The sequence below is a fragment of the Streptosporangium pseudovulgare genome (assembly GCF_014648055.1).
GTDB classification, from domain to species: domain Bacteria; phylum Actinomycetota; class Actinomycetes; order Streptosporangiales; family Streptosporangiaceae; genus Streptosporangium; species Streptosporangium pseudovulgare.
This window is the reverse complement of sequence record NZ_BMQJ01000012.1, coordinates 167,469-190,386: the sequence shown is the minus strand read 5'-3', so window position 1 is coordinate 190,386 and position 22,918 is coordinate 167,469. Positions and strand designations below refer to the sequence as shown.

Below are 22,918 nucleotides of genomic sequence, written 5' to 3'. Positions count from 1 at the left end.
GACCTCGTCGGCGAACATCGACAGCTGGTCCACCATGGTGTTCAGGGTGTCCTTGAGCTGGAGGATCTCACCCGCGGCGTCCGCGGTGATCTTCTTCGACAGGTCGCCCCGCGCCACCGCGGTGGACACGTCGGCGATGGCGCGCACCTGCGTGGTGAGGTTGCTCGCCATGACGTTGACGTTGTCGGTGAGGTCCTTCCAGACGCCCGAGACGCCGCGGACGCGGGCCTGGCCGCCGAGCTGGCCTTCGGTGCCGACCTCGCGGGCGACGCGGGTGACCTCCTCGGCGAACGCGGAGAGCTGGTCGACCATGGTGTTGACGGTGTTCTTCAGCTCGAACATCTCGCCGACCGCGTCGACGGTGACCTTGCGGCTCAGGTCGCCCTTGGCGACCGCGGTGGTGACCAGCGCGATGTCGCGGACCTGCGCGGAGACGCGGCTGGACATCGTGTTCACGGCCTCGGTGAGGTCGCGCCAGCTCCCCGACATGCCCCGCACGTTGGCCCGCCCGCCCAGGCGGCCCTCGGTGCCGACCTCGCGGGCGACGCGCGTCACCTCGGAGGTGAACAGGGAGAGCTGGTCGACCATGCCGTTGATGGCCTTGCCGAGGCGGCGCACCTCGCCCCGGGTGCCCCGGCTGAGGTCGATCCGGCGGGACAGGTCGCCCTTGGCGACCGCGTCGATCACGTCGGCCGCGCCGGTGACCGGCCCCACCAGGGCGTCGATCAGCAGGTTCACCGAGTCGACGCTCTCGGCCCAGGAGCCGACGCCGGGGCCGGGGGTGAGACGCTCGCCGAACCGGCCCTCCCGCACCACCTCGCGGCGGACGCGGTGCAGCTCGTTGGCCAGGTGCTCACGGCGGTCGGCGACCTCGTTCAGGAGGAGGCGGATCTCACTCAGGATCCCCGGAGGAGCGTGCGGGACGCGGCGGCGGAAGTCGCCGTCGCGCCAGGTGATGAGCGTCTGCAGGATCGGCCTGAGATCCGATTCGCTGTAACGCCGCTCCTCGACGTGGGACACGGTGTCGGCCGTGGTCATGAGACCTCCTTGACTCCCGGGGGGCGCATCCGTGAGTCATCCCAGTCTGTCACGGTGCGCAACCCCGAGTCCCGCCTTCGAATTACCCCATGCCACCGTCAAGTGTGATAGGCACGAAGCAATGACTAATGCTCCCCGAGCCGTCCTGGCTGCGGCGTTCGCCCCAGCAGACACGGCCGTCCTCGCTGCCAGACGGTTCACCACGGAGGTGATGACCGCCTGGGCCGCCGTGTCCGTGATGGCATCGGCCGAACATCTGGCGGGAGAGCTCTCCTCGCAGGTGATCGACGAACCATTCGAGGTCGTCTGGAGCCACCTGGGAGACAGCGTCCAGATCGAGGTCCGGCAGCGGGGCGTTCCGGAGAAAACCCCTGCCGCTCCCACCGTACCTGTGGAGGAGTGGGGAGTCACCTTCGCAGGTCAGACCCGTACCCATTGGGTGCGACTGCGGCTGCCCGAGGCCGGCGGCCCGGCGACCGGGGAGTGGGAGATCGGGGAGCCGAGCAGGGGCCCGCTGTGGATGGGTTTCCTGGCCAACGCCAGCGACCTGCTGGCCGGCACCCTCGACCCGGGCATGGTGCCGGCGATCATCTCGCAGATCGTGGTGCCCCGGCTGGCCAGCTGGTGCGCCGTCTACACCTGGGGTGACGACGGCGGCCCGCAGCGCCCGGCGTACGTGTGGCACGCCGACGAGCGGCGCATCGACGCGCTGCGCGAGGAGCTCGACACGGTGCGGATCCCGCAGGCCGGCGGCACCCTCCAGGTCGGTGACTCCCAGATGCTGGTGATCCCGCTCCTGGCTCGGGGGCGCGCCCTGGGCGTGATGTGCCTGGGCCGGCCCGACCGCTTCGCCGAGGACGCCTTCCAGTACGCCGAGGACATCGGCCGCCGCGCCGCCCTGGCACTGGACAACGCCCGGCTGTACGCCACGCAGGCGGCGGCCAACCGCGCGCTCCAGCGCAGCCTGCTCCCGCCCGGTGAGCCCGGCGAGATCCCCGGCCTCGACCCCGCGGTGGTCTACGAGCCCGCCGGCGAGACCAACGAGGTCGGCGGCGACTTCTACGACCTGTTCGCGGCCCGTGACGGCGCCTGGCGCTTCGCGGTCGGCGACGTCTGCGGCACCGGTCCCGAGGCCGCCGCGGTCACCGGCCTGGCCCGGCACACCCTGCGCCTGCTCGCCCGCGAGGGGTACGGCATAGCCGCCGTCCTCGACCGGCTCAACCAGGCGATCCTGGACGAGGGCGACCGGGCGCGCTTCCTGACGCTGCTGCACGGGGAGCTCGTGCCGGCCGCGTCCGGGTTCGACGCGTCGCTGGTCTCGGCCGGTCACCCGGAGGCGCTGCGGCTGCGGCCGAGCGGCCTGGTGGAGACGGTGGTGACCTCCCAGTCGCTGCTGGGCGTCTTCCCCGAGGCGACCTTCAAGGCCGAGACGGTCCACCTCGACCCGGGTGACGTCCTGCTGGCGGTGACCGACGGGGTGACCGAGCGGCGCCGGGACGGCAGGCTGCTCGACGACGACGGCGGGCTGGCCAAGCTGTTCGCCGAGTGCGTGGGGCTGTCGGCGCGGGCGGTCGCCGAGCGGATCCGCCGCGCCGTACAGGACTTCGCGCCCGACCCGAGCGCCGACGACATGGCGATCGTGGTCCTGCGCGCCCGCTGAGCCTCGGCGCCGCGTGCCGACCGGGCACGCCCTCCGGAGGACGGGCGCCGGTACGGCGGAGCGGGGCGTCAGTCGTCCAGCTTGACGTGTTTCCGGACGAAGTCGATCTGGGCCGCCATCTGCGCGATCCGCTCGGCGACGACCAGCGAGCCGTGGCCCGCGTCGTACCGGTAGACCTCGTGCTCGTGGCCGCGCTCGGCCAGCCGGGTGACGTAGCTCTCGACCTGGCCGATGGGGCAGCGCGGGTCGTTCTCCCCGGCCAGGATCAGCACCGGCGCCTCGACCCGGTCGACGTAGGTGATCGGGGAGCTGACGGCGTAGCGTTCGGGGTGCTCGTCGGGCGGGCCGCCGAACAGCGCGCGGTGGTAGGCCCGCAGCGCCTCCGGCTCGGACTCGTAGGCGGCCAGGTGGTCGGTGAGCGGCACCGCCGCGACGCCCGCCGCCCACATCCCGGGCTGGGTGCCGAGGCCGAGCAGCGTGAGGTAGCCGCCCCAGGAGGCGCCGGCCAGCACCAGGCGTTCGGGGTCGACGGCCCCCTGCGCCACCAGGGCGTCCCGGACGGCCGCGACGTCGGACAGCTCGATGTGGCCGACGTCGCCGGTCAGGGCGTCCCGCCAGGCCGAGCCGTACCCGGTGGAGCCCCGGTAGTTGACCCGGACGACCGCGAGGCCGAGGTCCACCCACGCGGCCACCTGCGGAAGGAACGAGTCGTCGTCGTGCTTGCCCGGCCCGCCGTGCAGTAGGAAGACCGCCGGGAGCGGCCCGGAGCCGCGCTCGGGACGGGACACCAGGGCGTGGACGCGCCCGCCGGGGCCCGCCACGTCGAGGTCCTGGACCGGGACAGACGGGGGCGGGGTCGGCCCGCCGTGGCTGATCACCACGTTGCCGTTGCTGGAGCGGATCACCGGCGGGTGGGCGCCGCTGGACCAGGAGTACTCCACCGAGCCGTCGGGCCGGGGGACGGCGGCGTCGATCACGCCGAGCCGGGTCTCGACGGGGAAGAGGCGGCCGCCCGCCAGGTCGTAGCGGTGCAGGTAGGTGCGGCCGCGGTTGGCACGGACGATGAGCAGGGAGCGGGCGTCGCCGTACCACTCGGCGGTGATCTCGCCGGGGTCGCGCAGCCAGATCTCGCGCTGCTCGTCGCTCTCGGGGTCCCAGACCAGCGGCTCGCGGCGTCCCCTGCGCTCGTGCAGGGCGAGCAGCCTGCGGTCGCCGGGGAGCGGGGCGAAGCGCAGGCCGAGGACGCCCCGGCCGGGGCCGTCGTGCAGCTCGCCGACGGTCTCGCCGTTCGGGCGGAGCACACGCAGCGCCGGGTGGCGGGAGTCGCCGTGCTCGCTGTGGCTGATCGCGATCAGCGAGCCGTCCAGCGACATGGCGGCGACGGAGGCGGCCTCGGCGTGCTCGTAGATCACCCGCGCGGGGTGGCCGGGCCGGACGAGGTGGATCGTGAAGCCCTCACCGGGCCGGGCCATGCCGACCGCCGCGTCACCCGTCGCGGACAGGGCCAGACCGGCCGGGGCGCCGGGCGGGAGGTCGACCGGCTCGTCGGGGCCGCCGCCGAAGGGCTGGCGCATCCACCGGCCCCACTCGTCGCCGTCGGTGTCGGAGAACCACCAGACCCACCGGCCGGAGGGGTCGATCGCGCCGTGCGAGGTGCCCTTGGGGCGGGAGGTCGCCTGGCGGACGGAGCCCGCCGAGCGGTCCCAGGCATAGACCTCCCAGGTGCCCGAGGCGTTGCTGCGGTAGACCGCCCGCGCGGGGGCCTGGGGCGCCCACGCGGGCAGCGTCACGCGCGGTGCCCGGAACCTGGTCTGCCAGCGTTCCTCGGCCTGCATACGGCGCTTCCCTCCGTCATGGCATGGCTACGGTCCAGGCGTGGGGATCGCCGGATTGCCGTCCAGTATGTCGGTTCGCCCTGTGTTTCGCGTGGCTAATGTGTGGCAATTTCGGACTATATGTCACTTAAGTAACATGCGCCCCTTAGGTCGCTGTCAAGCAACACCCTTGCTCACGGGTTCCGCCGGAAGATAGACATGCGAAAAGAAGCCGTCACGTAGTTCGTTTCCGGCAGTTTCGCAATTTCCTGCCGCATATTCTCCGGATCGGTGTGCCAGGCGCTCGGCCCCATGCCCACGACGGCCTCCACCGCCGCGCGGTCCAGCGCCATCTCGAACTCGTGGACGTTCCGCTCCGCCTCGGCGAACCGGCCGTCCAGGCTCGCGGCCACCCGCCGCTCCTTGTCCTCGTCCACCGACAGCAGGCCCAGCCGCTCCACCAGCGGCCGCAGGTGCCGCGGCGTGGGGGTGACCACGACCAGTGACCCGCCGGGCCCGAGCACCCGGGCGAACTCCGGCCCGTTGCGGGGGGCGAACACGTTGAGGATCACGTCGGCCGCGCCGTCGCGGACGGGCAGCGGCCGCCACACGTCGGCCACCACCGCCCCCAGCCGGGGATGGGCCCGCGCCGCCCGCCTGATCGCGTTCTTGGAGACGTCCAGCGCGATGCCGGCCGCCCCGGGCAGCCGGTCCAGCGCCCCGGCGAGGTAGTGGCCCGTCCCCGCGCCCGCGTCCACCACCACCCGCACGTCCGCCGCCGCTCCCGTACCGGTACGGCAGGCCGCGGCGACGGCCTCCACCAGCGGCGCGAAGTGCCCCGCTCCGAGGAAGGAGTCCCTGGCCGCCACCATGGCGGCGCTGTCGGCCGTGCCGGGCGCCTGGGAACCGGTCAGCAGGCTGACGTACCCCTGCCGGGCGACGTCGAAGGCGTGTCCCCGGGGGCAGCGGAGCACCCGGTCGCCGAGGCCGAGCCCGTCCCCGCAGACCGGGCAGATGAGGTGTTCGACGATGTCTGCGAGGCTCACCGGAAACCAATCGACGAAGACGGTCTTACCGGCGCAGCGTAGCCGCAAGGCGCCTCCGCCCGGAAAACGCCCGCTCCCCGCGCGGCCCCGGCCCCTGGGCGGGACCGTACGGCGGGCACGCGTCCTCGCGCCGGCGTCCCCCGGCCGAGGTGGAGCCGACGGCCTCCGGCCGTCGCCGTCCCGCGGGCGGCATGGGTGATGAGGATGAACCGTCGGGGCCCCGACGAAGGGACGAAACCATTCAGCGGAGCACAAGGGCTCTGCAAGTCGGGCGGACTATCTGTAGGGGACATGAGGAAGATCACCGTCATCGGCGGGGCGCTGGCGTTCGTGCTCGCGACCGGCCTGCCCGCCGCCGCGTCCACCGGCTCCACCGGCTCGCCCGAGGCCGCCGTTCCCGTCGCTTCCACCGTCTCCGCGAACACCGTGCGGACCACCGCCTCCGCGGCGTCCGTGGGCGCCGTGCGGGCCGCCGCGCCCGCGGGCACGAAGTACCACTGGGGGCCGGTCCGGTCGGCCGCGGGGCACTCCGGCCGCGCCGCGGCGGACGTGTGGGTGAGCGACTTCTCCGCCGAGACGTTCGTCGTGTCGGGTACGCTCCGCGACCGCGACGCCCACCGCGGTCACTGCGCCTACGTCCGCGCCAGGTTCCACTACGCGGGCGGCGGCACCGGATGGGCGCGGCCGAGCACCACCTGCCGGGCGAGCACCCCCTTCCGGCTGTCGTCGGACGGCGAGATCACCCGGGTGGACGTGCGGGTCTGCCTCCTCGACGCCGGGCGCGTGCCCTTCCGCTGCCACGCCGACCCCATCAAGGCCGAGACCATCGCCGGCTGGCCCCGGTAGTCCTCGGCCGCGCCGCTGACGCGTCTGGGGGTCGACCGCGCCGCCCAGGGAGTCGGGCTGGGACGCGCACTGGTGGCCGACGCGCTGCGCAGGGTGGGGAACGTGGCCGACCAGATAGGCGTCAGGGCGTTGCTGATCCACTGTGAGAACGAGGCGGCCCGCGGGTTCTACGCGCGTGTCGCCGAGTTCGAGAGCAGCCCGACCGACCCGCTCCACCTCGTACTTCTCACCAAGGACCTGCGGCGTTCACTGGGCTCCGGAGACCGGTGGCCGGATGGTGACCATCGGAGCCGGTCCGGCGGGCGGTGAGGGCCGCCGCACCGACGCTCCCGGGATCGGCCTCCGGCCGGTCGTGTTCCCGATGAAGCGGCCCGGAGGCCGGCGGGTCCCGGAATCCCGCCGGGGGTGGTGGGCGGGGACGGATGTCCGGTATCACTGGGAATCCGCTGAACATGGGAGCAGGAGGCCGGATGCGGCACGAGCCGAGGATCGTCGCGGGAGTCGAGGTGTTCCCGCTGTGCGACGCCGTGGGGCCGATGGGCGGTGACGTCCGGCGTCCGCTGCCGGAGCTGTTCCCCGGGGGCGTCCACGAGGACGCCGAGTGGATCCTGCACTTCCACTGCTACCTGCTGCGTGACGCGGCCGGCCGTACCGTGCTGGTGGACACCGGGGTCGGTCCCGAGGACTCCCCCGCGGCGAGCTGGGCGCCGGCGCCCGGAGCGCTCGGCGCGGAGCTGGCGCGGGTGGGGGTGGCCCCCGAGGAGGTGGACGCGGTGGTGCTCACGCACCTGCACAGCGACCACGCGAGCGGAGCGGTGGTCGGCGGCGTGCCCGCCTTCCCCAACGCCCGTCACCTCCTGCAGCGGGCGGAGGTCGACACCGCCGCCGAGGCGGTCCTCGACCACGTGGTCCGGCCGCTGGGTGAGCGGGTGCAGGTGGTGGACGGCCCCGCCGAGGTGCTGCCCGGCATCCGGGTGCTCCACGCGCCCGGGCACACCCCGGGCCACCAGGTCGTCCGGGTGGGGGAGCTGACGCTGACCGGCGACGTGGTGCTGCACCCGGTGCAGCTCGCCGACCCGAAGGTGCCCTACCTCTACGACGCCGACCCCGAGCAGGCCGCGGCGACCCGGGTCGAACTGCTGGAGCGGGCCAGGGCGGAGAACGGGCTGATCGCCACCGCCCACTTCGCGGAGCCCTTCACCCCCGTCCGCTGACGGGCGCCGGCAACCTCCGGCGTCCTCTCCGGGCGCCTTCCGGACCCGTCCGCCGGCGGCCGCACGCGGTCACCGCCCGGGGTCCGGCGGGCGGCGCGGGTAGCGGATGAGCAGGCTCGCGCGGACGTCCTCCTCGCCGACCGCCGCGTAGGTGTGCGGGACGTCGGACGTCCAGCTCACATGCTCGCCCGGCCCGGCGACCAGGGGCGCGTCCGCCGGGCCCGCGCGGAGGGTGCCGCCGAAGACGGTGATGTGCTCGGTGACGCCCGCGTGGTGGGCGGGGGAGGTCTGGACGGTCCCCGCCCGGACCGCCATCCGGTAGAGCTCGTAGGTGACCGCCTCGTCCTGGAAGACCTCCAGCAGCTCGGCCTGTACGGCGGCGCCGTGGATGACCGCGCCCGCGGCGCCGGAGGGCGCCGTCTCCCCGGGGCCCCGCCCGGCCGCGTCCGTGCCCAGAGCCAGCGCCAGCGGCACGCCCAGTTCGGCGGTGACGGCCCAGAGAGTCTCCAGGGTCGGATTGCGGGTGCCGTTCTCCAGGCCGGAGAGCGTCGCCTTGCCCACGCCGGCGCGCCGGGCCAGCTCGGACAGGGAGACGCCGCGCTCCTCGCGCAGCCTGCGGATCCGTGATCCGACCTCCTGGACGCCCGCGTCGAGCGCCGGACGGGGGACTGGTGTGCCGGGCTTCATGGGGATATCGTGCAACACGCCGTCGTTCCGTTTACGGAACGAGCGGTCCGCGCACCGGGAGAGGACCATCAGATGACACGCCTTCTGCAACCGGTGACGGCCGGGGTCGTCACCGGGATCGTCGGCTTCGCCAGCTCCTTCACCGTCGTCCTGGCCGGCCTGCGGGCGGTGGGCGCCGACGAGCGGCAGGCGGCGTCGGGACTGCTCGCGCTCTGCCTGGCCAACGGCGTGGTGGCGATCTGGCTGGGCCTGCGGCGGCGGATGCCGATCACCATCGCCTGGTCCACCCCGGGCGCGGCGCTGCTGGCCGCGACCGGCGCGGTGCAGGGCGGCTTCCCCGCCGCGGTCGGCGCGTTCGCGGTGTGCGGGCTGCTGGTCGTCGCCGCCGGGCTCTTCCCCGTGCTGGGGCGCTGGATCGCCGCCATCCCCGCCCCGATCGCCGGCGCCATGCTCGCCGGGGTGCTGCTCGGCCTGTGCGTCGCGCCGGTCCGCGCGCTCGCGGAGATCCCGGCGATGGCCGTCCCGGTCGTGCTGACCTGGGCGCTGCTGAGCAGGTTCGCCCGCATGTGGGCGGTTCCAGGGGCGCTGCTGGTCGCGGTCGTGGCGATCGCGCTCACCGGCCCCGGTCTCGGCGCGGTGGACGTGCGCCCGGTGGTCGTGCCGACCGTGCCGTCCTTCGGCGTGCAGGCCATGGTGAGCATCGCGCTTCCGCTGTTCCTGGTCACCATGGCCTCGCAGAACGTGCCCGGCATGGCCGTACTCGCCGGGTACGGTTACCGTCCGCGGCTGGGCGGCATCCTCGTCGGCACCGGCCTGGCGACCGTGGCCGGGGCGCCCCTGGGCGGCCACGCGGTGAACCTGGCGGCCATCACCGCCGCGCTCGCCGCAGGTCCCGACGCCGACCCCGACCCGGGACGCCGGTGGATCGCCTCGGTCACCGCCGGGGGATCGATGATCGTCCTCGGCCTCGGCTCCGGTCTGGCGACCGCGCTGGTGCTGCTCTCGCCCCCCGTGCTGATCGAGGCCGTCGCGGGCCTGGCCCTGCTCGGCGCGCTGGCCTCGGCGGTCACCGCGGCCGTGGCGGACCCGGAGCGCCGGGAGGCGGCGGTGGCGACCTTCGTGGTCACCGCCTCGGGGTTCACGCTGTTCGGGGTGGGGGCGGCCTTCTGGGGGCTGGTCGCGGGCGGGGCGATGACGCTCCTGCACGGCCGGAGGAAGGACCGGGCCGGATCGGGGGAGAGCGCCGGGGACACCGGAGATTCCGGGGAGAGCGCCGAGGGCGCCGGGGATCCCGGGAAGAGCGCCGGGGCCGGGGGGTCCGGTGCCCACGGGAGTGCCGGCGACCCCGGGGAGTCCGGGCTCCCCGGGAAGGAGGCCGGCGCGTCCCGGGGGGAGACCCGGCTCGCCCAGCGGTGACCGCCGAGCTATCGCCGGGCGAGCGGGTCGCCTGCGCCCCCGCAGGAAAGCGCCCTCGCCGGTACGGCCTGCGTGCCGCACCGGCGAGGACGCCGCGGTGAACCGGACCGGGGCATGGTCACCGGGTGTTCTCGTGGCGCCCGTGGCGACCGGCCACCAGCCGGTCGGCGCTGGACTGCCGGGGCACGTCGATCCGGGGGTGCGGAGCGGTCGGCTCGTCCCGGTCGTCGATGCCGTCGCGGTCCCGGTCGAACACCGGGGCGCGGTCGGCGACGCCGTCGCCGTCGCGGTCGGACACCGGGGTCCGGCGCGCGGGCACGTGGGCATCGGTCGTGGTCGTGGTCGTGGTGGCGGGGGTCTCTTCCAGCTTGCGCTCCAGCTCCCGCTTCTCGGCCTCCAGGCGGGCGACGCGGTCACGCGTCTCCAGCTTGGTCTCGCGGAAACGGCGGCGCTTCTCGGCGGCGCGACGCATCCCACTGAAGATCATCGAAAGACCGAGCAGGAACACCGCGCCGGTGATGGCGCCGGCGAAGAAGAACTCCAGCTGGGAGAGCTGGATCGTCTGGTCGAAGACCGTGAACGACGCGGGGGTGGTCGCCGTGGCGGTCTCGTCCCAGGAAACCGCGATCACGGCAGCGCCCGCGAGCACGATCATGAGGAGTCCCAGAACTATCATTTGACCTCACTTCGGGCTGCGTCTGTGGTGCCCCCGCCTCTGCCCCGGGGGGATGGGATTATGCGCGCGGCCGGGACACCGGGAGCCGCCGGAACGGCGACGCGGCCGGGGTTTCGCGGGCCGACCAGGGCGGGAACGCCGCCGGGAGTCGTCAGGAAGGGAACGACGCCGGGGGAGGGTCCGCGGGGGCGGTGCCGCTTTACCGGGGCGCGGGCTACCGTTGACGGCCATGAACCGTACCCGCCTGTACCGCGACGGCGTCCTGGAAGCGGAGGGCTTCCCCGTGGACGAGGTCTCCGACCACGTCTGTGACCCGTCCGCCACGGTGTGGTTCGACCTCTGCTCCCCCACACCCGCCGACCTGGCGAAGATCAGCGAGGAGCTCGGCCTGCACGAGCTGGCCGTCGAGGACGCCCTGCACAGCCACCAGCGTCCCAAGCTGGACATCTACGACAGCCACCTGTTCCTCACGGTCTACGGGGCGAAGTCCGTACGCGGACGGCTCGACCTCGTCGGGCTGTCGGTCTTCGTCACGAAGAACGCGCTGGTCACCGTGAGGGACAGGCCGGAGTTCGACATCGACGAGGTCGTCAGGCGCTGGGACGCCAACGGCGCGATGGCCAAGTACGGAGTGCAGTACCTGCTGCACGGCCTGCTCGACCACGTGGTGGACGGCTACTTCGAGGTGCTCCAGGAACTGGACGACCGGGTCGAGGACCTGGAGGACGAGCTCTTCGACGAGCAGCCCGGCGACCGCGCGCACATCCAGCGCCAGACCTACGAGATGCGCAAGGAGCTGGTGCGGTTCCGGCGGATGGCGGTCCCGACGCGGGAGGTCGTGGGCAGCCTGCTGCGCCGGAACGTGGAGACCCTCGACCCCGTGCTGACCCCCTACTACCAGGACGTCCACGACCACGCGCTGCGCGTCGCGGAGTGGACGGACTCGCTGCGCGAGCTGGTGGGCAACGTGCGCGAGGCCCACATGAACCAGCAGGGGTTCCGGCTCAACGACATCATGAAGAAGATCACGAGCTGGGCGGCCATCGTCGCGGTGCCCACGATGATCACCGGCTACTACGGCCAGAACGTGCCGTATCCCGGCTACGGTCACCCGGCCGGCTTCTGGGCCTCCACCGCGGCCATCATCGTGGCCTCGGCCGCCCTGTACGTGGTCTTCAAGAAGAAGGGCTGGCTCTAGGTTCCGCCCTGTCGGATCTCCGCCGTGGTGAGGAGCCGCGGAACGGGGTCCCGGCCGCGCCGGGCGGTCGCGACCGGGGGGCGGCCGCCGTTCCCCGCGGCTCGTCCTGCTCACCAGACACTCCCGACTCACGGGACATCCGCGGTTGACCAGGCGTTCCGGAGGACTCACCGCCGAGTGTGCCAGAAGTGATGAAACAGTTCGTGTGATCCGTACGGACGCGGGTAGCCCCAGAGCTTCTGAGCCTGTCACTCGCTCCGGAGGCATGGGTGGGCACACGGGGGGTGGTCGCCGCCGTTCTCGGCGCGGCCGTGATGTTCTCGCTGGCGGGGCAGTCCGGCACCCGGGCGGAGAGCGACGCCGGGACGTCGGCGCGGAGCGGCACCCGGGCGAGGGCCGTCCCGCTCGACAACCCCCGGGGCGTGCGGCCGGGACTGGCGCCGGTCCTGTCCACGCGGGACCGGGCGGCGGCGCGCAGGCTGATCACCAGGCTGCGGGTCGGCAGGGTCGGGCCGGTGAAGGGGTACAGCCGGACGAGGTTCGGCGAGAACTGGAGCGACCGGGCCAGGGGCGTGCCGTACGCGCGCAACGGCTGCCGGACCCGCGACGACGTCCTCGCCCGCGACGGCGACGACATCGCACGCCGGAAGGGGTCGCGCTGCGTCGTCGTGGCGATGCGGCTGCGCGACCCCTACACCGGCAGGACGATCCGGTGGCGCAGGGAGCGGGCCGGCGTGGTCCAGGTCGACCACGTGATACCGCTGTCCTACGAGTGGCGGATGGGCGCCTCCCGGTGGCCGCTGTCCAAGCGGATCCGCATCGCCAACGACCCGCTCAACCTCATACCGGTGTACGGCGCCGCCAACCAGGACAAGGGCGGCTCGGGGCCGGCCACCTGGCTGCCGCCGTCCCGCCGGATCCGCTGCGCCTACGTCGTCCGCTTCGCGCAGGTCGCGCTGAAGTACGGCCTCCCGGTCAGGCGGGCCGACAGGACGGCGATGCTGGCCCAGTGCCGCTGAGCACGGGGACGCGCGGGGAGGTCGCGGAGGCGCCCCCGGATGCCCGAGGACGACGCGCGGCGTCCCGGGAGGCCGCCGGGCTCCCGGACGGGCGGCGAACGCCGCGACCCGGCCGTGGCGATCTCCTATCCTTTCGTGCGAAGCCCCACCCGCGACCGTCAGGCGGAGGAACCACGTGACGATTCCCGCTTCGGACCCCGGCGAGCTCGCCGCCCGGCGTGACAGCGCCCTGCGCGACTACGAGGCGCTCAGGGCGCGCTCGCTCTCCCTCGACCTCACGAGGGGCAAGCCGTCGGCGCGCCAGCTCGACCTCGCCGACCGGATGCTCTCCCTGCCCGGCGGTCACACCGCCGCCGACGGGACCGACTGCCGCAACTACGGCGGGCTCCAGGGGCTCCCCGAGCTTCGGGAGATCTTCAGCGGACCGCTGCAGGTCCCGGCCGGGCAGCTCATCGCGGCCGGGAACTCCAGCCTCGCGCTGATGCACGACTCCATCGTGCACGCGCTGCTCGACCGGGTCCCGGGCGCCGAGCGCCGCTGGGTGGACGAGCCGCGGATCGCCTTCCTGTGCCCGGTCCCGGGGTACGACCGCCACTTCGCCCTGTGCGAGCGCTTCGGCATCGAGATGATCTCCGTTCCGATGACCGCCGACGGCCCCGACATGGACGTCGTGGAGCGCCTGGTGCGTGAGGACGCCCAGATCAAGGGGATCTGGTGCATACCGAAGTACAGCAACCCCAGCGGGGTCTCCTACTCCGACGAGACGGTGCGGCGCCTGGCGGCGATGCCCGCGGCGGCGCCCGACTTCCGGATCTTCTGGGACAACGCCTACGCCGTCCACCACCTCACGGACACGCCGGTGGAGATCGCCGACGTCCTGGCGCTCTGCGCCGGGAACGGTCACCCCGATCGGGCCTTCGTGTTCGGATCCACCTCGAAGGTCACCTTCAGCGGCGGCGGCGTCGCCTTCTTCGGCTCGTCCGAGGCGAACGTCGCCTGGATGCTGAAGAACACCGCCAAGCGCACCATCGGCCCCGACAAGCTCAACCACCTTCGCCACGTGGAGTTCTTCGGCGACGCCGACGGCGTCCTCGCGCACATGCGCCGCCACGCCGAGCTGCTCCGGCCGAGGTTCGACCTGGTGGAGACGGTTCTCACCAAGGAGCTCGGCGGCACCGGCCTGGCCTCGTGGACCACCCCGGCGGGCGGCTACTTCGTCACGCTCGACGTCCTTCCGGGCTGCGCGCGCGAGATCGTGCGCCGGGCGGGCGAGGCGGGCATCGCGCTGACCCCCGCGGGCGCCACCCACCCGTACGGGGACGACCCCCGCGACAGCACGATCCGGATCGCGCCGACCTATCCGGACCTGGCGGAGCTGGAGCTGGCGATCACCGGGCTGACCGTCTGCGTGCGGCTGGTCGCGACCGAGAAGCTGCTGGAGCAGGCCGGGTAGGGAGTCCGGGTTCGGGAGGTCTCCCGGCGTGGCGGCCCGCCGCCCGCCCGGGAGCCCCCCCGGGGACCGCCTTCCCGGGACCCGGGAGTCCGGGAGACGTCCGCCGTCAGTCCCGGACGGCGGCCCGGACGATCTCCGCGAGCCGCTGCATCCCGGGCGCGATCCGTTCCGGCGTGATCGCTCCGTAGCCGATCACCAGCCCCGCCTGGGCGGGCGTCTCACCGCAGTACCCGGCCAGTGACTCCACCGCGATCCCGGCCGCCCCGGCGCGGGAGACCGCCTCGCGGGTGTCCAGCCGTACACCGGTGGAGACCCGGGCGCACAGGTGCAGGCCCGCCACGGAGGGCACCGGGTCGAGCAGCCCGGCGAAGTCCCGCTGGAGCGCGGCGACGATCCGCTCCCGGCGGGCCGCGTACTCACGCGTCGCCCGGCGGATGTGCCGTCCCATCAGCCCCTCGTCGAGGAACCTCGCCAGGGCGGCCTGCGCGGACGGTTCGCCGTGCCAGTCGGTGAGCCGCCGGGCGGCGCGCAGCGCGGGCCGCAGCGAGGCCGGGGCCACCAGGAAGCCGAGGCGCAGCGTGGGCAGCAGCGTCTTGGAGAAGGACCCGACGTAGACGACGTGACCGCCCCGGTCGAGGCTCTGCAGCGGCTCCAGTGGGCGGTCCTCGAAGCGGAACTCGCTGTCGTAGTCGTCCTCGACGACCACCGCGCCCCGCCGCGCCGCCCACTCCAGCAGCGCGGCGCGGCGGCCCAGGGACATCGGCGTGCCGAGCGGGAACTGGTGGGAGGGCGTCACGTAGACCAGGCGGGCGGCGTCGGGGAGGGCGGAGACGACCAGCCCCTCGGCGTCGACGGGCACCCCGGTGACGCGGGCGCCCAGCGACCGCAGCAGCGCCCGCGCCGGGGGGTAGCCCGGCTCCTCGACCGCGACCAGGTCGCCGGGCTCGATCAGCACCCGCCCGACGAGGTTCAGCGCCTGCTGGGCTCCGGCGGTGACCAGCACGTCGGCGGCGGCGGCCCGCACCGAACGGGACACCCCCGCGTACCGGGCGATCGCCTCGCGCAGCCCGGGGTGCCCGGCCGGGTCGGCGTATCCGGCGGGCCGGACCAGGGCGGCGCGGAGCTCGCGGGCGAGGAGGCGGCGCCAGGTCTCCAGTGGGAACAACCCGGCGTCGGGGACGCCCACCCGGAAGTCGTAGGGCGGCGGGGCCGCCGTCCCGGTCCCCGGTTTCGGTGGAACCACCGCCCCGGTCCCCGGTTCCGGGAAGGCGGCCGTCCCGGGCTCCGGTTCCGGCGCGGCGGACCGCCAGAAGGCGCGGGGGCGCACGTCGCCGCCCGCGGGCGCGCTCCTCAGGAGCGTCCGGCCGGGCGGCTCGTCGCACACGAAGGTTCCCGCTCCGACCCTGCCGACGAGGAAGCCCTCCGCCGTCAGCCGGTCGTAGGCGATCGACACCGTGTTGCGGGAGACCTCCAGCCGCCGGGCCAGCTCGCGCGTGGGCGGCAACCGCTCACCCGGCCGGAGCCGGCCGTCCAGGACGGCCTCGCGGAGCTGCCGGTAGATGCGGGCGGCCAGGTCGCCGCGCCCGGTCAGGGTCACGTGGACGTCCATCCGCGTCCTTTCTCGCCTCTCGTCGGATTGGCCTGATCGATTCGCCGGATATTGGATCTTACGGCGAGCCAATCGGCTCCATAACGTGAGTGTCGAACGTGATCGGCGAGCGCGACCGACCCGCACCCGACGAGGAGGAAGACGAGATGACGACGGTCGACATGTGGTTCGACCCCAAGTGCCCCTGGGCCTGGATCGCCTCCCGGTGGTTGCTGGAGGTCGAGCGGGTCCGCGAGGTGGAGGTCCGCTTCCGCGTGATGAGCCTGGCGGTGCTGAACGAGGGCCGCGAGGGGCTGGAGGAGTGGTACGTCGAGTGGCTCGCCCAGGCGTGGGGCCTGGCGCGGGTGGCGCTCGCGGTCGAACGGAAGCACGGCGCCGCCGCCACGCGCGACCTCTACACCGCGCTCGGCACCCGCATCCACCACGACAGGACACCGCCGGGCCGCGACCTCTACCTCGCCGCGCTGGCCGAGGCCGGTCTGCCCGCCGAGTTCGCCGACGCCGCCGACACCGCCGAACTGGACGGGGAGCTGGAAGCCGCCAACCGCGCCGCCCTCGGCCCGGTCGGCGAGGACCTCGGCACCCCCGCGATCCACGTGTACGGTCCGGACGGCACGGTCAACGCCTTCTTCGGGCCGGTGGTGAGCCCGATCCCGCGCGGTGAGGACGCCGGGCGGCTCTGGGACGGCGTGCTGCTCGTCACCGGCGTCGACGGGTTCTTCGAGCTGAAGCGGAGCCGTACGCGCCCGCCGATCACCCGTTGAGCGGGAGGTGAACATGTCCGGCCGGATCATCCCGCCCCCCGGGGCGCCGCGCGTCCTGGCGCTGGCGCAGCTCGCCAACTCCTTCGGCGACGGCGCGTACTACGTGTGCTCGGCGCTGTACTTCACCCGAGTCGCCGGGCTGTCCCCCGAGCAGGTCGGGTTCGGCCTGACCCTCGGCTGGGCCGCCGGGTTCGCCGCGGGGGTCCCGCTCGGGCACCTGGCCGACCGCCGGGGGCCCCGGGGGGTCGCCGTGCTGCTGGCCGTGGCGACCGGCGCGGCGGTCGCCGGGTTCCTCCTCGCCGGTTCGTTCGGCGCGTTCGTCGTGGCGGCCTGCCTGTACGGGTGCTGCCAGTGCGGCCTCGCGGCGGCCCGCCAGGCGCTGCTCGCCGCGCTGGTCGGGCCCGAGGAGCGGACGCGGGTCCGCGCGTACCTGCAGGCCACGGTGAACGCCGGGCTGGCGGTCGGCGCGGCGCTCGGCGGGCTGGCCCTGTACGCCGGGACGCGCGAGGCGTACCTGGCGGTGTTCGCGATGGACGCGGCGAGCTTCCTGGTGGCGGCGCTGGTGCTGCTCCGCCTCCCCTCGGTGCCGCCCGCGCCGCCCGCCCCGCCCGGCGAGCCCGCGCTGGCCGTACTGCGCGACCGGCCGTACGCCCTGGTCACCCTGCTGAACACGGTCATGCTGCTGTACATGCCGATGCTCAGCCTGGTCGTCCCGCTGTGGATCGCCCAGCACACCCGGGCGCCGGGCTGGACGGTCTCGGCGCTGCTGGTGCTGAACACGGTGGGCGTGGTGCTGTTCCAGGTGCGGATGGCCCGCGGGGTGACCGATCTCGCCTCCGCGGCCCGGTCGGTACGGCGGGCCGGCGCGACGATGCTCGCCTCGTGCGCGGTGTTCGCGTTGTCGGCGGCCGTCCCCTCCGCCTGGGCGGCCGGGGCGGTCCTGGTGGTGGCCGCCTGCCTGCAGGTGGTCGGCGAGATGATGCAGGCGCCGGGGGCCTGGGAGATCGGGTTCGGCCTGGCCCCGGCGGACCGGCAGGGCCAGTACCAGGGCTTCTTCGGCGCCGGCACGGCGGTCGCCAGGATGCTCGGCCCCCTGCTGCTCACCACGATGGTCGTGGGCTGGGGCGCCCCGGGCTGGTTCGCGCTGGGCGGGCTGTTCCTGCTGGCGGGCCTGGCGACGGGCCCGGCCGTGCGGTGGGCCGAGCGGATGAGGCCGATCGGCCCGGCCGGGCCCGCCGCGGTACGGCTCACGGGTGCGGGCGAAATCTCTTGAGGGTCCTGCCGACGGCGTTCCGCGGCCTCCCCGGTCTCCGGGCCGGGTCCGTCAGCGCTGGACCTCGGCGGCGGGAGCCTGGGGAGGAACCGTCGCGACGCCCAGGCGGGGGGTGTCGGCGGCCATGCGGTCCGGGAGCGTGACGCGGATCTTGGACTGCTTGTGGGGGAGCCTCTCCCAGTCGTCCATGAACGTCGCCCGCAGGCCGTGCTTCTCGGCGAGGGTGACCAGGGTCTCGGTGCGGTAGTAGAAGTCCTCACCGAGGACCTGGTGCTCCTGCCCCTCGGTGCGGTCGAAGGTGAAGTCGAACCAGCCGCCCGGCTTCATGATCCGTCCGATGTGCTCGAAACACTCCTCGATCACCTCCGGCGGGGAGTGGGAGAACACGCTGTGCGCGTGCACCACGTCGAACATCGCGTCGGGCAGGAACTCGAAGCGCATATCCCTGATCACTGTGAGGTGGGGGAGCTTCTCGCGCAGGCCGTAGTCGGCGACGACGTCCTGGGCGGCGAACAGGATGTCGGGGGAGATGTCCACGCCGTAGTAGTCGCCGGGGTCGAGGTGGCCGATGAACAGGCGTCCCGCGCGCAGGTTGCCGCAGCCGATCTCCAGCATGCGGTGGCCGGGCGCGAGGCCGTGCCGTACGAGGTAGTCGAACTGCATCTGCCCGACGGCCAGCCAGCGCCGGTGCGACCTGCTGCCGACGGCCGCGTGGGCGCCGCGGGCGGCCTCGGACCTCATGATGGCGCGGTAGTAGCCGACATGGTCGGAGGTGCGCAGCCGGAGCCAGGCGTTCCTGGTCACGCGCCTGAGGTGCCGGGGGATCCGCCCGGGGCGGCGGAGGGCGTATCCGACCTGGTGGGCGAGGCTCGCCCGGTTGTGGTTCTTCACGTCTCTCCCCACGTCGAGACCGTGTTCCGATGATCATGACAGGAATCCGATCGTATCGGAGAGTGATCGTCCGGTCGCTCAACGCGGCGTTCGTGGGAGTGGCGGGCGCGCTGCCGGCCGGGTCAGCCGTTCCGGTCGGGGATCCAGGAACCGTGGAAGCCCGCCGGGACGCGGCGCGGGAGCCGTACGGAGGCCACGAAGTCCAGCCCGGCGGCGTCGAGGACGAGCAGCTCGGAACCCTCGCCCCGCTGGTCGGTGACGATCGACAGCAACCAGCCGTCGTCCTCGGACCGGGCGGCGGAGGCGGGCACGAAGACGGCCTCCCCGGGCCGCGCGCCCAGTTCGGCCGCCCTGCTCGTGCCGGTCTCGGTGTCGTACTTCACCACCGCGCCGGACGAGACCGCGTAGCGGAACCGGCTCGCCCGCCCGACATGGGCGTCGTTCAGCGTGGGGAACTCCACGGGGCGGTCGTCGAGCCGCTCCTCGACGACCGAGCCCCTCGCCGGGTCGAGCGTCCAGCGGTGCAGCACGGCGCCGCCGGTGCGGGCGGCGGGGTCGCGGCTGCCGCCGACCCGGGGCCAGATCTCGGCGAAGGCGTCACGGGAGTAGCGGACGGCGTCCAGCGTGATCCGGCCCGCGTCGCCCTCGCGGGCGTTGCCGACGTGGAAGACGTAGCCGGGGTCCACCGCGAACCAGGTCACCCGCCCCGCGCGGTCCATCACGCCGAGCCTGGCGCCGTAGGCGTCGTCCCAGCGGTACGGCAGGCCGCGCCCGGCGAGCTCCATGTCGAAGACGACGGGCAGGTCCAGCCACACGACGTGGTTCTCGGTGATCGCGAAGTCGTGCATCATGGTGGGCCCCGGCACGTCCACGACCCGGCTCTCCACCAGCTCCCCGCCCGCCGACAGGCGGTGGTAGGTCAGGTACGGGGCGGTGAAGCCGTACCCGAAGAAGTGGAGCTCCCCGGTGGCCGGGTCCTGCTTGGGGTGCGCGGTCATCGCCGTGGTGAGCCGTCCGCCGAAGTCGCACGGCCCGACCGTGCCGAGCTCGGGCGTCATCTCGTACGGCAGGCCGCTCTCGACGAGCGCCAGGATCCTGCCGGAGTGGCGGACGACGTGGGTGTTGGCGGTGACGGCCGTCCGGTCCACGGTGCCGTCGGCGTGGACGAAGGGCGCGTCCTCGGTGAGGCTCCGGGTGCGCACCCAGCGGTTGCGGTACCACTCGGCGCGGCCGTCGCGGAGCCGCACACCGTGGATCATCCCGTGGCCGGCGAACCAGTGGCCCGGGTCCTGGCCGGGCAGCGGGTTGGGGCCGTTGCGGAGGTAGCGGCCGGTCAGCTCGGCCGGGAGGGTCCCGGTGATCGGCAGATCGGCGGCGTCGATCTCGTCGGGGACGGGGGCGAGGTCCCCCGCCAGGTAGAAGGGTGTCGCGGTGGTCATGTGCGGCTCCGGAAGGTGGATCGGCCGGTCCGGCGGGCCGGGCCGCCGTGTCACGTGGGCCGGCTCGCGGTTCGGGTGGCGCGTCCCGGGTGGATCGGTCCGGACGGTGTGGATCAGGCGGTGCGGCCGGTGGGCCGGAGGCGCCGGGCGGCGACGGCCTTCGGGTAGCGGACCGTGAAGGCCGCCGGGACGGCGAAGCTGAGGATCTTGACGGTGACGACGGCGGCGGTGGCGTGCGGGGCCTCGTGCAGCAGGACGGCGAGCGCGGCGGCGGCGACGGTGAAGGCCGCCCCCCACACCATGGTGATGACGACGTTGACCCGGAGGAACAGCGGGGCCCGCCACACCTCCGGCGGGGTCGTCCGGCGGGCGATGCCCAGGGTGAACGGCCGGCGGACGGCCAGCGACCCCCAGGCGGTGAGCGCGAGCCAGGCGTTGACCAGGGCCGGGCCGTACGGCATGAGCGGGGAGTCGGGGCTCACGAAGGAGATCGCGGTGATCAGCAGGAAGAACGCCGCCGCGCTGGCCTCGATCACCATCTGGTCCCAGGTCCTGCCCGCCCGGCGGTCGACGGCGATCACTCCCACGGCGATGACGAGCCCGAGGATCGCGCCGTAGCGCCACTCGTCGCTCGTGGCGACGACGGCGTAGACGATCCACGGAAGGAAACCGAGCAGACTGCGGACCATTGAGGGCTCTCCTGACGTTCCTATTTAGACAGGTCGAGAGTAGAACCTCCTGTTGTGACATGTCAATGTAGGAATATAAAGTGAGGGCATGAGCCTTCGACACGCGCTGCTGGGCCTCCTGGCCGCAGGGCCCGCCAGCGGCTACGACCTGCTGAAGATCTTCAATGTCTCGCTGGCCAACGTGTGGCCCGCCACCCAGAGCCAGGTCTACGCCGAGCTGGGCCGCCTGGCGGACGCCGGGCTGGTGGAGGTGGTCGCCGAGGGGCCGCGGGGCCGCAAGGAGTACGCCCTCGCCGACACCGGCCGCGCCGAGCTCCGGCACTGGCTGACCGAGGTCGCGCCGACGCGGACGGGCCGCAGCGACACGCTCCTGCGCGTCTTCTTCCTGGGACAGGTCGAGCCCGGACAGGCGCGCGCCTACCTGCGGCGGCTGGCGGAGACGGCCGCGAAGGCCGAGCACGACCTCGCGGCGCTGAGCGACGCCGTCTCGGCCGAGGAGGACGATCTGGCGTTCTACGGCCGGCTGGCCCTGGAGTGGGGGTTGCGCTTCAGCGCCATGCAGCGCGAGTGGGCCGACTGGGCCGAGGGGCGGATCGAGGAGCGCGAGGCGGTCGCGCGTCGGCCGTGAAGACCTCCGGGCGGCGCGTCACGGTGCCGGAGCAGGCGGCGTGACGAGACGTCGACCGCGCAGAAGGCGTGGCCGTCGTGCCGGACGGTGCGAACGTGCGCGGCGGTGGCCGCCGCGTGCTGTTCCCGGCCGGTGGCCGTACCGCGGTTCCGCCCGGCGACCGTACCGGGATTCCGCCCGGGACCCGAGTGAGCCGGCCGGGCGCCCGGGACGTCCCCGGCGGCGGCCGGGCGGTGGGCGATGACCACGCCGAGGGGCTGATCGCCGACGGGAATGGCCGCCACAACGGTGTTGGTGGCGGTGTCGACCACCGAGACGGTGTCGGACACCTGGTTGGCCACGTACAGCCGGGAGCCGTCGGGGGTGACGGCCACCACCCGCGGACCGTCACCGACCTCGATGACGGCGACGACCTTCAGGGCCGCGGTGTCGATCACCGAGACGGTGTTGAAGTAGGCGCTGCCGACGTAGGCACGGGCGCCGTCGGGGCTGAACCTGACGACACGAGGGCTTTTGCCGACGTCCAGCTCGGCGATGGTCTTCCCCGTCGCGATGTCGATCACCCTCACGGCGCTCTGCTGCAGCTCGGTGACGTACAACCGCCGCCCGTCGGGGGAGACCCGCGCCCCCCAGGGGCCGCCGCCGACGCTGAGGGTGCCGACCACCGCGACGGCGGCGGTGTCGACCACGGCCACCGTCCCCGATTCGAAGTCGGTGACGTAGGCGCGCCGGCCGTCGGGGCTGAGCGCCACCTCCACGGGGGTGACGCCCGTGTCGACGGTGCCGGTGAGCGTGTCGGCGGCGGTGTCGACCACCGACAGGCCGCCGCCGCCGAAGTCGGCGACGTAGGCCCGCCGGCCGTCGGGACTGACGGCCACGCCGAAGGGGGCCTTGCCGACGGGGACGGCGGCGGCCACGGCGCCGGTGACGGTGTCGATCACCGACAGCCTCCCGGAGACGAAGTCGGTGACGTAAAGACGGCGGCCGTCGGGACCGACGGCGATCCTGCCCGGGCTGCCGCCGACGCGGAAGGTGCGGACGACCCTGCCGGCCGCGTCATCGATCACCGAGATGGTGCCGTCGGCGTAGTTGGTGACATAGACCAGGTTCCGGCCGCCGGGGTCCGCGGAGGCGGGCGCCGTCGGCGTCATGGCCAGGAGCGCGACCAGGACCCGGTATGTCCAGGGCCGACGCCGCCCCCGCCGGGCGCGCGCCGGGAACCGGCCGATCCCCAATGCGTTCTTCATCCGCTCGCACAGCATCGCGGCCCCCGGTATCGGCGGTGATCGGCCCTTTTCTACTCCCCCGCGGTGACCCGCGAGAGGTGTGACATCCCGCCGGTCCGCACCCCGGCCGGACGCTTGACCGGGTCCTCGCCTCCGCGGTGTATCGCCGGTCCGGGCCGGGCGGCGGGTTGACCCGCCGCTGACCCGCCGCGACGGGTGGACGCCGCCTGTCGCCGATCCGCCAGGTGGCCGAGCCCCGGCCGTGCCGCGTCACCGGCCGGCCGGGCGCGTCCGCCGAAACGCGGGCCGGTGCTCCGGCCTTCAGAACGGGG

21 protein-coding genes are annotated in these 22,918 nt (G+C 73.8%); 11 read left to right on the top strand and 10 right to left on the bottom strand.

Annotated elements, in window-relative coordinates:
- Positions 1-1,038: HAMP domain-containing protein (locus IEZ10_RS23625; RefSeq protein ID WP_189248687.1), on the bottom strand; the 1,038-nt coding region annotated here is incomplete at its 3' end.
- Between the two features lie 211 nt (positions 1,039-1,249).
- Here IEZ10_RS23625 and IEZ10_RS23620 point away from each other — a divergent pair.
- Positions 1,250-2,698, top strand: a complete 1,449-nt coding sequence (locus IEZ10_RS23620; protein WP_229811563.1) for a PP2C family protein-serine/threonine phosphatase — start codon at positions 1,250-1,252, stop codon at positions 2,696-2,698.
- Positions 2,699-2,766: 68 nt separating this feature from the next.
- On the opposite strand, the gene IEZ10_RS23615 is transcribed toward IEZ10_RS23620, so the two are convergent.
- On the bottom strand, positions 2,767-4,533 hold the full coding sequence (locus IEZ10_RS23615; RefSeq protein ID WP_189248685.1) for a S9 family peptidase: 1,767 nt from the start codon (positions 4,531-4,533) through the stop codon (positions 2,767-2,769).
- Between the two features lie 173 nt (positions 4,534-4,706).
- Positions 4,707-5,558 (bottom strand): putative RNA methyltransferase, encoded by an 852-nt coding sequence (locus tag IEZ10_RS23610; RefSeq protein ID WP_189248684.1) that lies wholly within the window; start codon positions 5,556-5,558, stop codon positions 4,707-4,709.
- Positions 5,559-5,849: 291 nt separating this feature from the next.
- On the opposite strand from IEZ10_RS23610, the gene IEZ10_RS23605 reads away from it, so the two are divergent.
- From IEZ10_RS23605 to IEZ10_RS23595, 3 genes are all read left to right on the top strand, one after another.
- On the top strand, positions 5,850-6,404 hold the full coding sequence (locus IEZ10_RS23605) for a hypothetical protein (protein ID WP_189248683.1): 555 nt from the start codon (positions 5,850-5,852) through the stop codon (positions 6,402-6,404).
- A 15-nt stretch (positions 6,405-6,419) separates the two neighbouring features.
- The gene (locus IEZ10_RS23600; RefSeq protein WP_189248785.1) at positions 6,420-6,713 is read left to right on the top strand and encodes a GNAT family N-acetyltransferase; all 294 of its coding nucleotides are present in this window, start codon (positions 6,420-6,422) and stop codon (positions 6,711-6,713) included.
- A 161-nt stretch (positions 6,714-6,874) separates the two neighbouring features.
- Entirely contained in the window at positions 6,875-7,618 is a 744-nt protein-coding gene (locus IEZ10_RS23595; protein WP_229811561.1) for an MBL fold metallo-hydrolase, read from the top strand.
- A 69-nt stretch (positions 7,619-7,687) separates the two neighbouring features.
- On the opposite strand, the gene IEZ10_RS23590 is transcribed toward IEZ10_RS23595, so the two are convergent.
- Complete coding sequence (locus IEZ10_RS23590) at positions 7,688-8,305, bottom strand: helix-turn-helix domain-containing protein (RefSeq protein ID WP_189248682.1); 618 nt, start codon at positions 8,303-8,305, stop codon at positions 7,688-7,690.
- Positions 8,306-8,377: 72 nt separating this feature from the next.
- On the opposite strand from IEZ10_RS23590, the gene IEZ10_RS23585 reads away from it, so the two are divergent.
- A complete protein-coding gene (locus tag IEZ10_RS23585) occupies positions 8,378-9,721 on the top strand; it encodes a benzoate/H(+) symporter BenE family transporter (RefSeq protein WP_229811560.1) in 1,344 nt (447 codons plus the stop codon).
- A 118-nt stretch (positions 9,722-9,839) separates the two neighbouring features.
- Here IEZ10_RS23585 and IEZ10_RS23580 read toward each other — a convergent pair whose 3' ends face one another.
- Positions 9,840-10,397 carry a hypothetical protein gene (locus IEZ10_RS23580; RefSeq protein WP_189248681.1) on the bottom strand — a complete coding sequence of 186 codons (558 nt, stop codon included), beginning with the start codon at positions 10,395-10,397 and terminating at the stop codon, positions 9,840-9,842.
- 229 nt (positions 10,398-10,626) lie between these two features.
- Here IEZ10_RS23580 and IEZ10_RS23575 point away from each other — a divergent pair, with 229 nt between their 5' ends.
- The 3 genes from IEZ10_RS23575 to IEZ10_RS23565 all read left to right on the top strand — a co-directional run bounded on the left by IEZ10_RS23575 (position 10,627) and on the right by IEZ10_RS23565 (position 14,067).
- A complete protein-coding gene (locus IEZ10_RS23575) occupies positions 10,627-11,595 on the top strand; it encodes a magnesium transporter CorA family protein (RefSeq protein WP_189248680.1) in 969 nt (322 codons plus the stop codon).
- 269 nt (positions 11,596-11,864) lie between these two features.
- Positions 11,865-12,614, top strand: coding sequence for an HNH endonuclease family protein (locus tag IEZ10_RS23570; RefSeq protein WP_229811559.1), 750 nt, complete (start codon positions 11,865-11,867; stop codon positions 12,612-12,614).
- Between the two features lie 175 nt (positions 12,615-12,789).
- Positions 12,790-14,067: an aspartate aminotransferase type Ic gene (locus tag IEZ10_RS23565; RefSeq protein WP_189248679.1), complete on the top strand. Its 1,278-nt coding sequence runs from the start codon at positions 12,790-12,792 to the stop codon at positions 14,065-14,067.
- A 106-nt stretch (positions 14,068-14,173) separates the two neighbouring features.
- Here IEZ10_RS23565 and pdxR read toward each other — a convergent pair whose 3' ends face one another.
- A complete protein-coding gene (pdxR, locus tag IEZ10_RS23560; protein WP_189248678.1) occupies positions 14,174-15,676 on the bottom strand; it encodes a MocR-like pyridoxine biosynthesis transcription factor PdxR in 1,503 nt (500 codons plus the stop codon).
- A 146-nt stretch (positions 15,677-15,822) separates the two neighbouring features.
- On the opposite strand from pdxR, the gene IEZ10_RS23555 reads away from it, so the two are divergent.
- Together IEZ10_RS23555 and IEZ10_RS23550 are read left to right on the top strand one after the other, a co-directional pair.
- Complete coding sequence (locus tag IEZ10_RS23555) at positions 15,823-16,440, top strand: mycothiol-dependent nitroreductase Rv2466c family protein (protein ID WP_189248782.1); 618 nt, start codon at positions 15,823-15,825, stop codon at positions 16,438-16,440.
- Between the two features lie 13 nt (positions 16,441-16,453).
- The gene (locus IEZ10_RS23550; protein ID WP_189248677.1) at positions 16,454-17,713 is read left to right on the top strand and encodes an MFS transporter; all 1,260 of its coding nucleotides are present in this window, start codon (positions 16,454-16,456) and stop codon (positions 17,711-17,713) included.
- 51 nt (positions 17,714-17,764) lie between these two features.
- Here the strand turns inward: IEZ10_RS23550 and IEZ10_RS23545 are convergent, their stop codons facing one another.
- From IEZ10_RS23545 to IEZ10_RS23535, 3 genes are all read right to left on the bottom strand, one after another.
- Positions 17,765-18,604: a class I SAM-dependent methyltransferase gene (locus tag IEZ10_RS23545; protein ID WP_229811558.1), complete on the bottom strand. Its 840-nt coding sequence runs from the start codon at positions 18,602-18,604 to the stop codon at positions 17,765-17,767.
- Between the two features lie 122 nt (positions 18,605-18,726).
- Positions 18,727-20,043: a carotenoid oxygenase family protein gene (locus tag IEZ10_RS23540; RefSeq protein ID WP_189248675.1), complete on the bottom strand. Its 1,317-nt coding sequence runs from the start codon at positions 20,041-20,043 to the stop codon at positions 18,727-18,729.
- 113 nt (positions 20,044-20,156) lie between these two features.
- Positions 20,157-20,732, bottom strand: coding sequence for a DUF3159 domain-containing protein (locus IEZ10_RS23535; protein ID WP_189248674.1), 576 nt, complete (start codon positions 20,730-20,732; stop codon positions 20,157-20,159).
- A gap of 88 nt (positions 20,733-20,820) precedes the next feature.
- On the opposite strand from IEZ10_RS23535, the gene IEZ10_RS23530 reads away from it, so the two are divergent.
- On the top strand, positions 20,821-21,360 hold the full coding sequence (locus tag IEZ10_RS23530; protein ID WP_189248673.1) for a PadR family transcriptional regulator: 540 nt from the start codon (positions 20,821-20,823) through the stop codon (positions 21,358-21,360).
- Here IEZ10_RS23530 and IEZ10_RS23525 read toward each other — a convergent pair.
- Positions 21,246-22,607: a YVTN family beta-propeller repeat protein gene (locus IEZ10_RS23525; protein ID WP_189248672.1), complete on the bottom strand. Its 1,362-nt coding sequence runs from the start codon at positions 22,605-22,607 to the stop codon at positions 21,246-21,248. The two genes, IEZ10_RS23530 and IEZ10_RS23525, sit on opposite strands and share 115 nt — an antisense overlap.
- Positions 22,608-22,918 lie beyond the last annotated feature (311 nt).

Bases quoted from the DNA above. Each gene is read 5' to 3' on its own strand.
- IEZ10_RS23620 (WP_229811563.1), top strand. From the start codon at position 1,250: ATGACCGCCTGGGCCGCCGTGTCCGTGATGGCATCGGCCGAACATCTG.
- IEZ10_RS23615 (WP_189248685.1), bottom strand. From the start codon at position 4,533: ATGCAGGCCGAGGAACGCTGGCAGACCAGGTTCCGGGCACCGCGCGTG.
- IEZ10_RS23605 (WP_189248683.1), top strand. From the start codon at position 5,850: ATGAGGAAGATCACCGTCATCGGCGGGGCGCTGGCGTTCGTGCTCGCG.
- IEZ10_RS23595 (WP_229811561.1), top strand. From the start codon at position 6,875: ATGCGGCACGAGCCGAGGATCGTCGCGGGAGTCGAGGTGTTCCCGCTG.
- IEZ10_RS23590 (WP_189248682.1), bottom strand. From the start codon at position 8,305: ATGAAGCCCGGCACACCAGTCCCCCGTCCGGCGCTCGACGCGGGCGTC.
- IEZ10_RS23585 (WP_229811560.1), top strand. From the start codon at position 8,378: ATGACACGCCTTCTGCAACCGGTGACGGCCGGGGTCGTCACCGGGATC.
- IEZ10_RS23580 (WP_189248681.1), bottom strand. From the start codon at position 10,397: ATGATAGTTCTGGGACTCCTCATGATCGTGCTCGCGGGCGCTGCCGTG.
- IEZ10_RS23575 (WP_189248680.1), top strand. From the start codon at position 10,627: ATGAACCGTACCCGCCTGTACCGCGACGGCGTCCTGGAAGCGGAGGGC.
- pdxR (WP_189248678.1), bottom strand. From the start codon at position 15,676: ATGGACGTCCACGTGACCCTGACCGGGCGCGGCGACCTGGCCGCCCGC.
- IEZ10_RS23555 (WP_189248782.1), top strand. From the start codon at position 15,823: ATGACGACGGTCGACATGTGGTTCGACCCCAAGTGCCCCTGGGCCTGG.
- IEZ10_RS23550 (WP_189248677.1), top strand. From the start codon at position 16,454: ATGTCCGGCCGGATCATCCCGCCCCCCGGGGCGCCGCGCGTCCTGGCG.
- IEZ10_RS23540 (WP_189248675.1), bottom strand. From the start codon at position 20,043: ATGACCACCGCGACACCCTTCTACCTGGCGGGGGACCTCGCCCCCGTC.
- IEZ10_RS23535 (WP_189248674.1), bottom strand. From the start codon at position 20,732: ATGGTCCGCAGTCTGCTCGGTTTCCTTCCGTGGATCGTCTACGCCGTC.
- IEZ10_RS23530 (WP_189248673.1), top strand. From the start codon at position 20,821: ATGAGCCTTCGACACGCGCTGCTGGGCCTCCTGGCCGCAGGGCCCGCC.
- IEZ10_RS23525 (WP_189248672.1), bottom strand. From the start codon at position 22,607: ATGAAGAACGCATTGGGGATCGGCCGGTTCCCGGCGCGCGCCCGGCGG.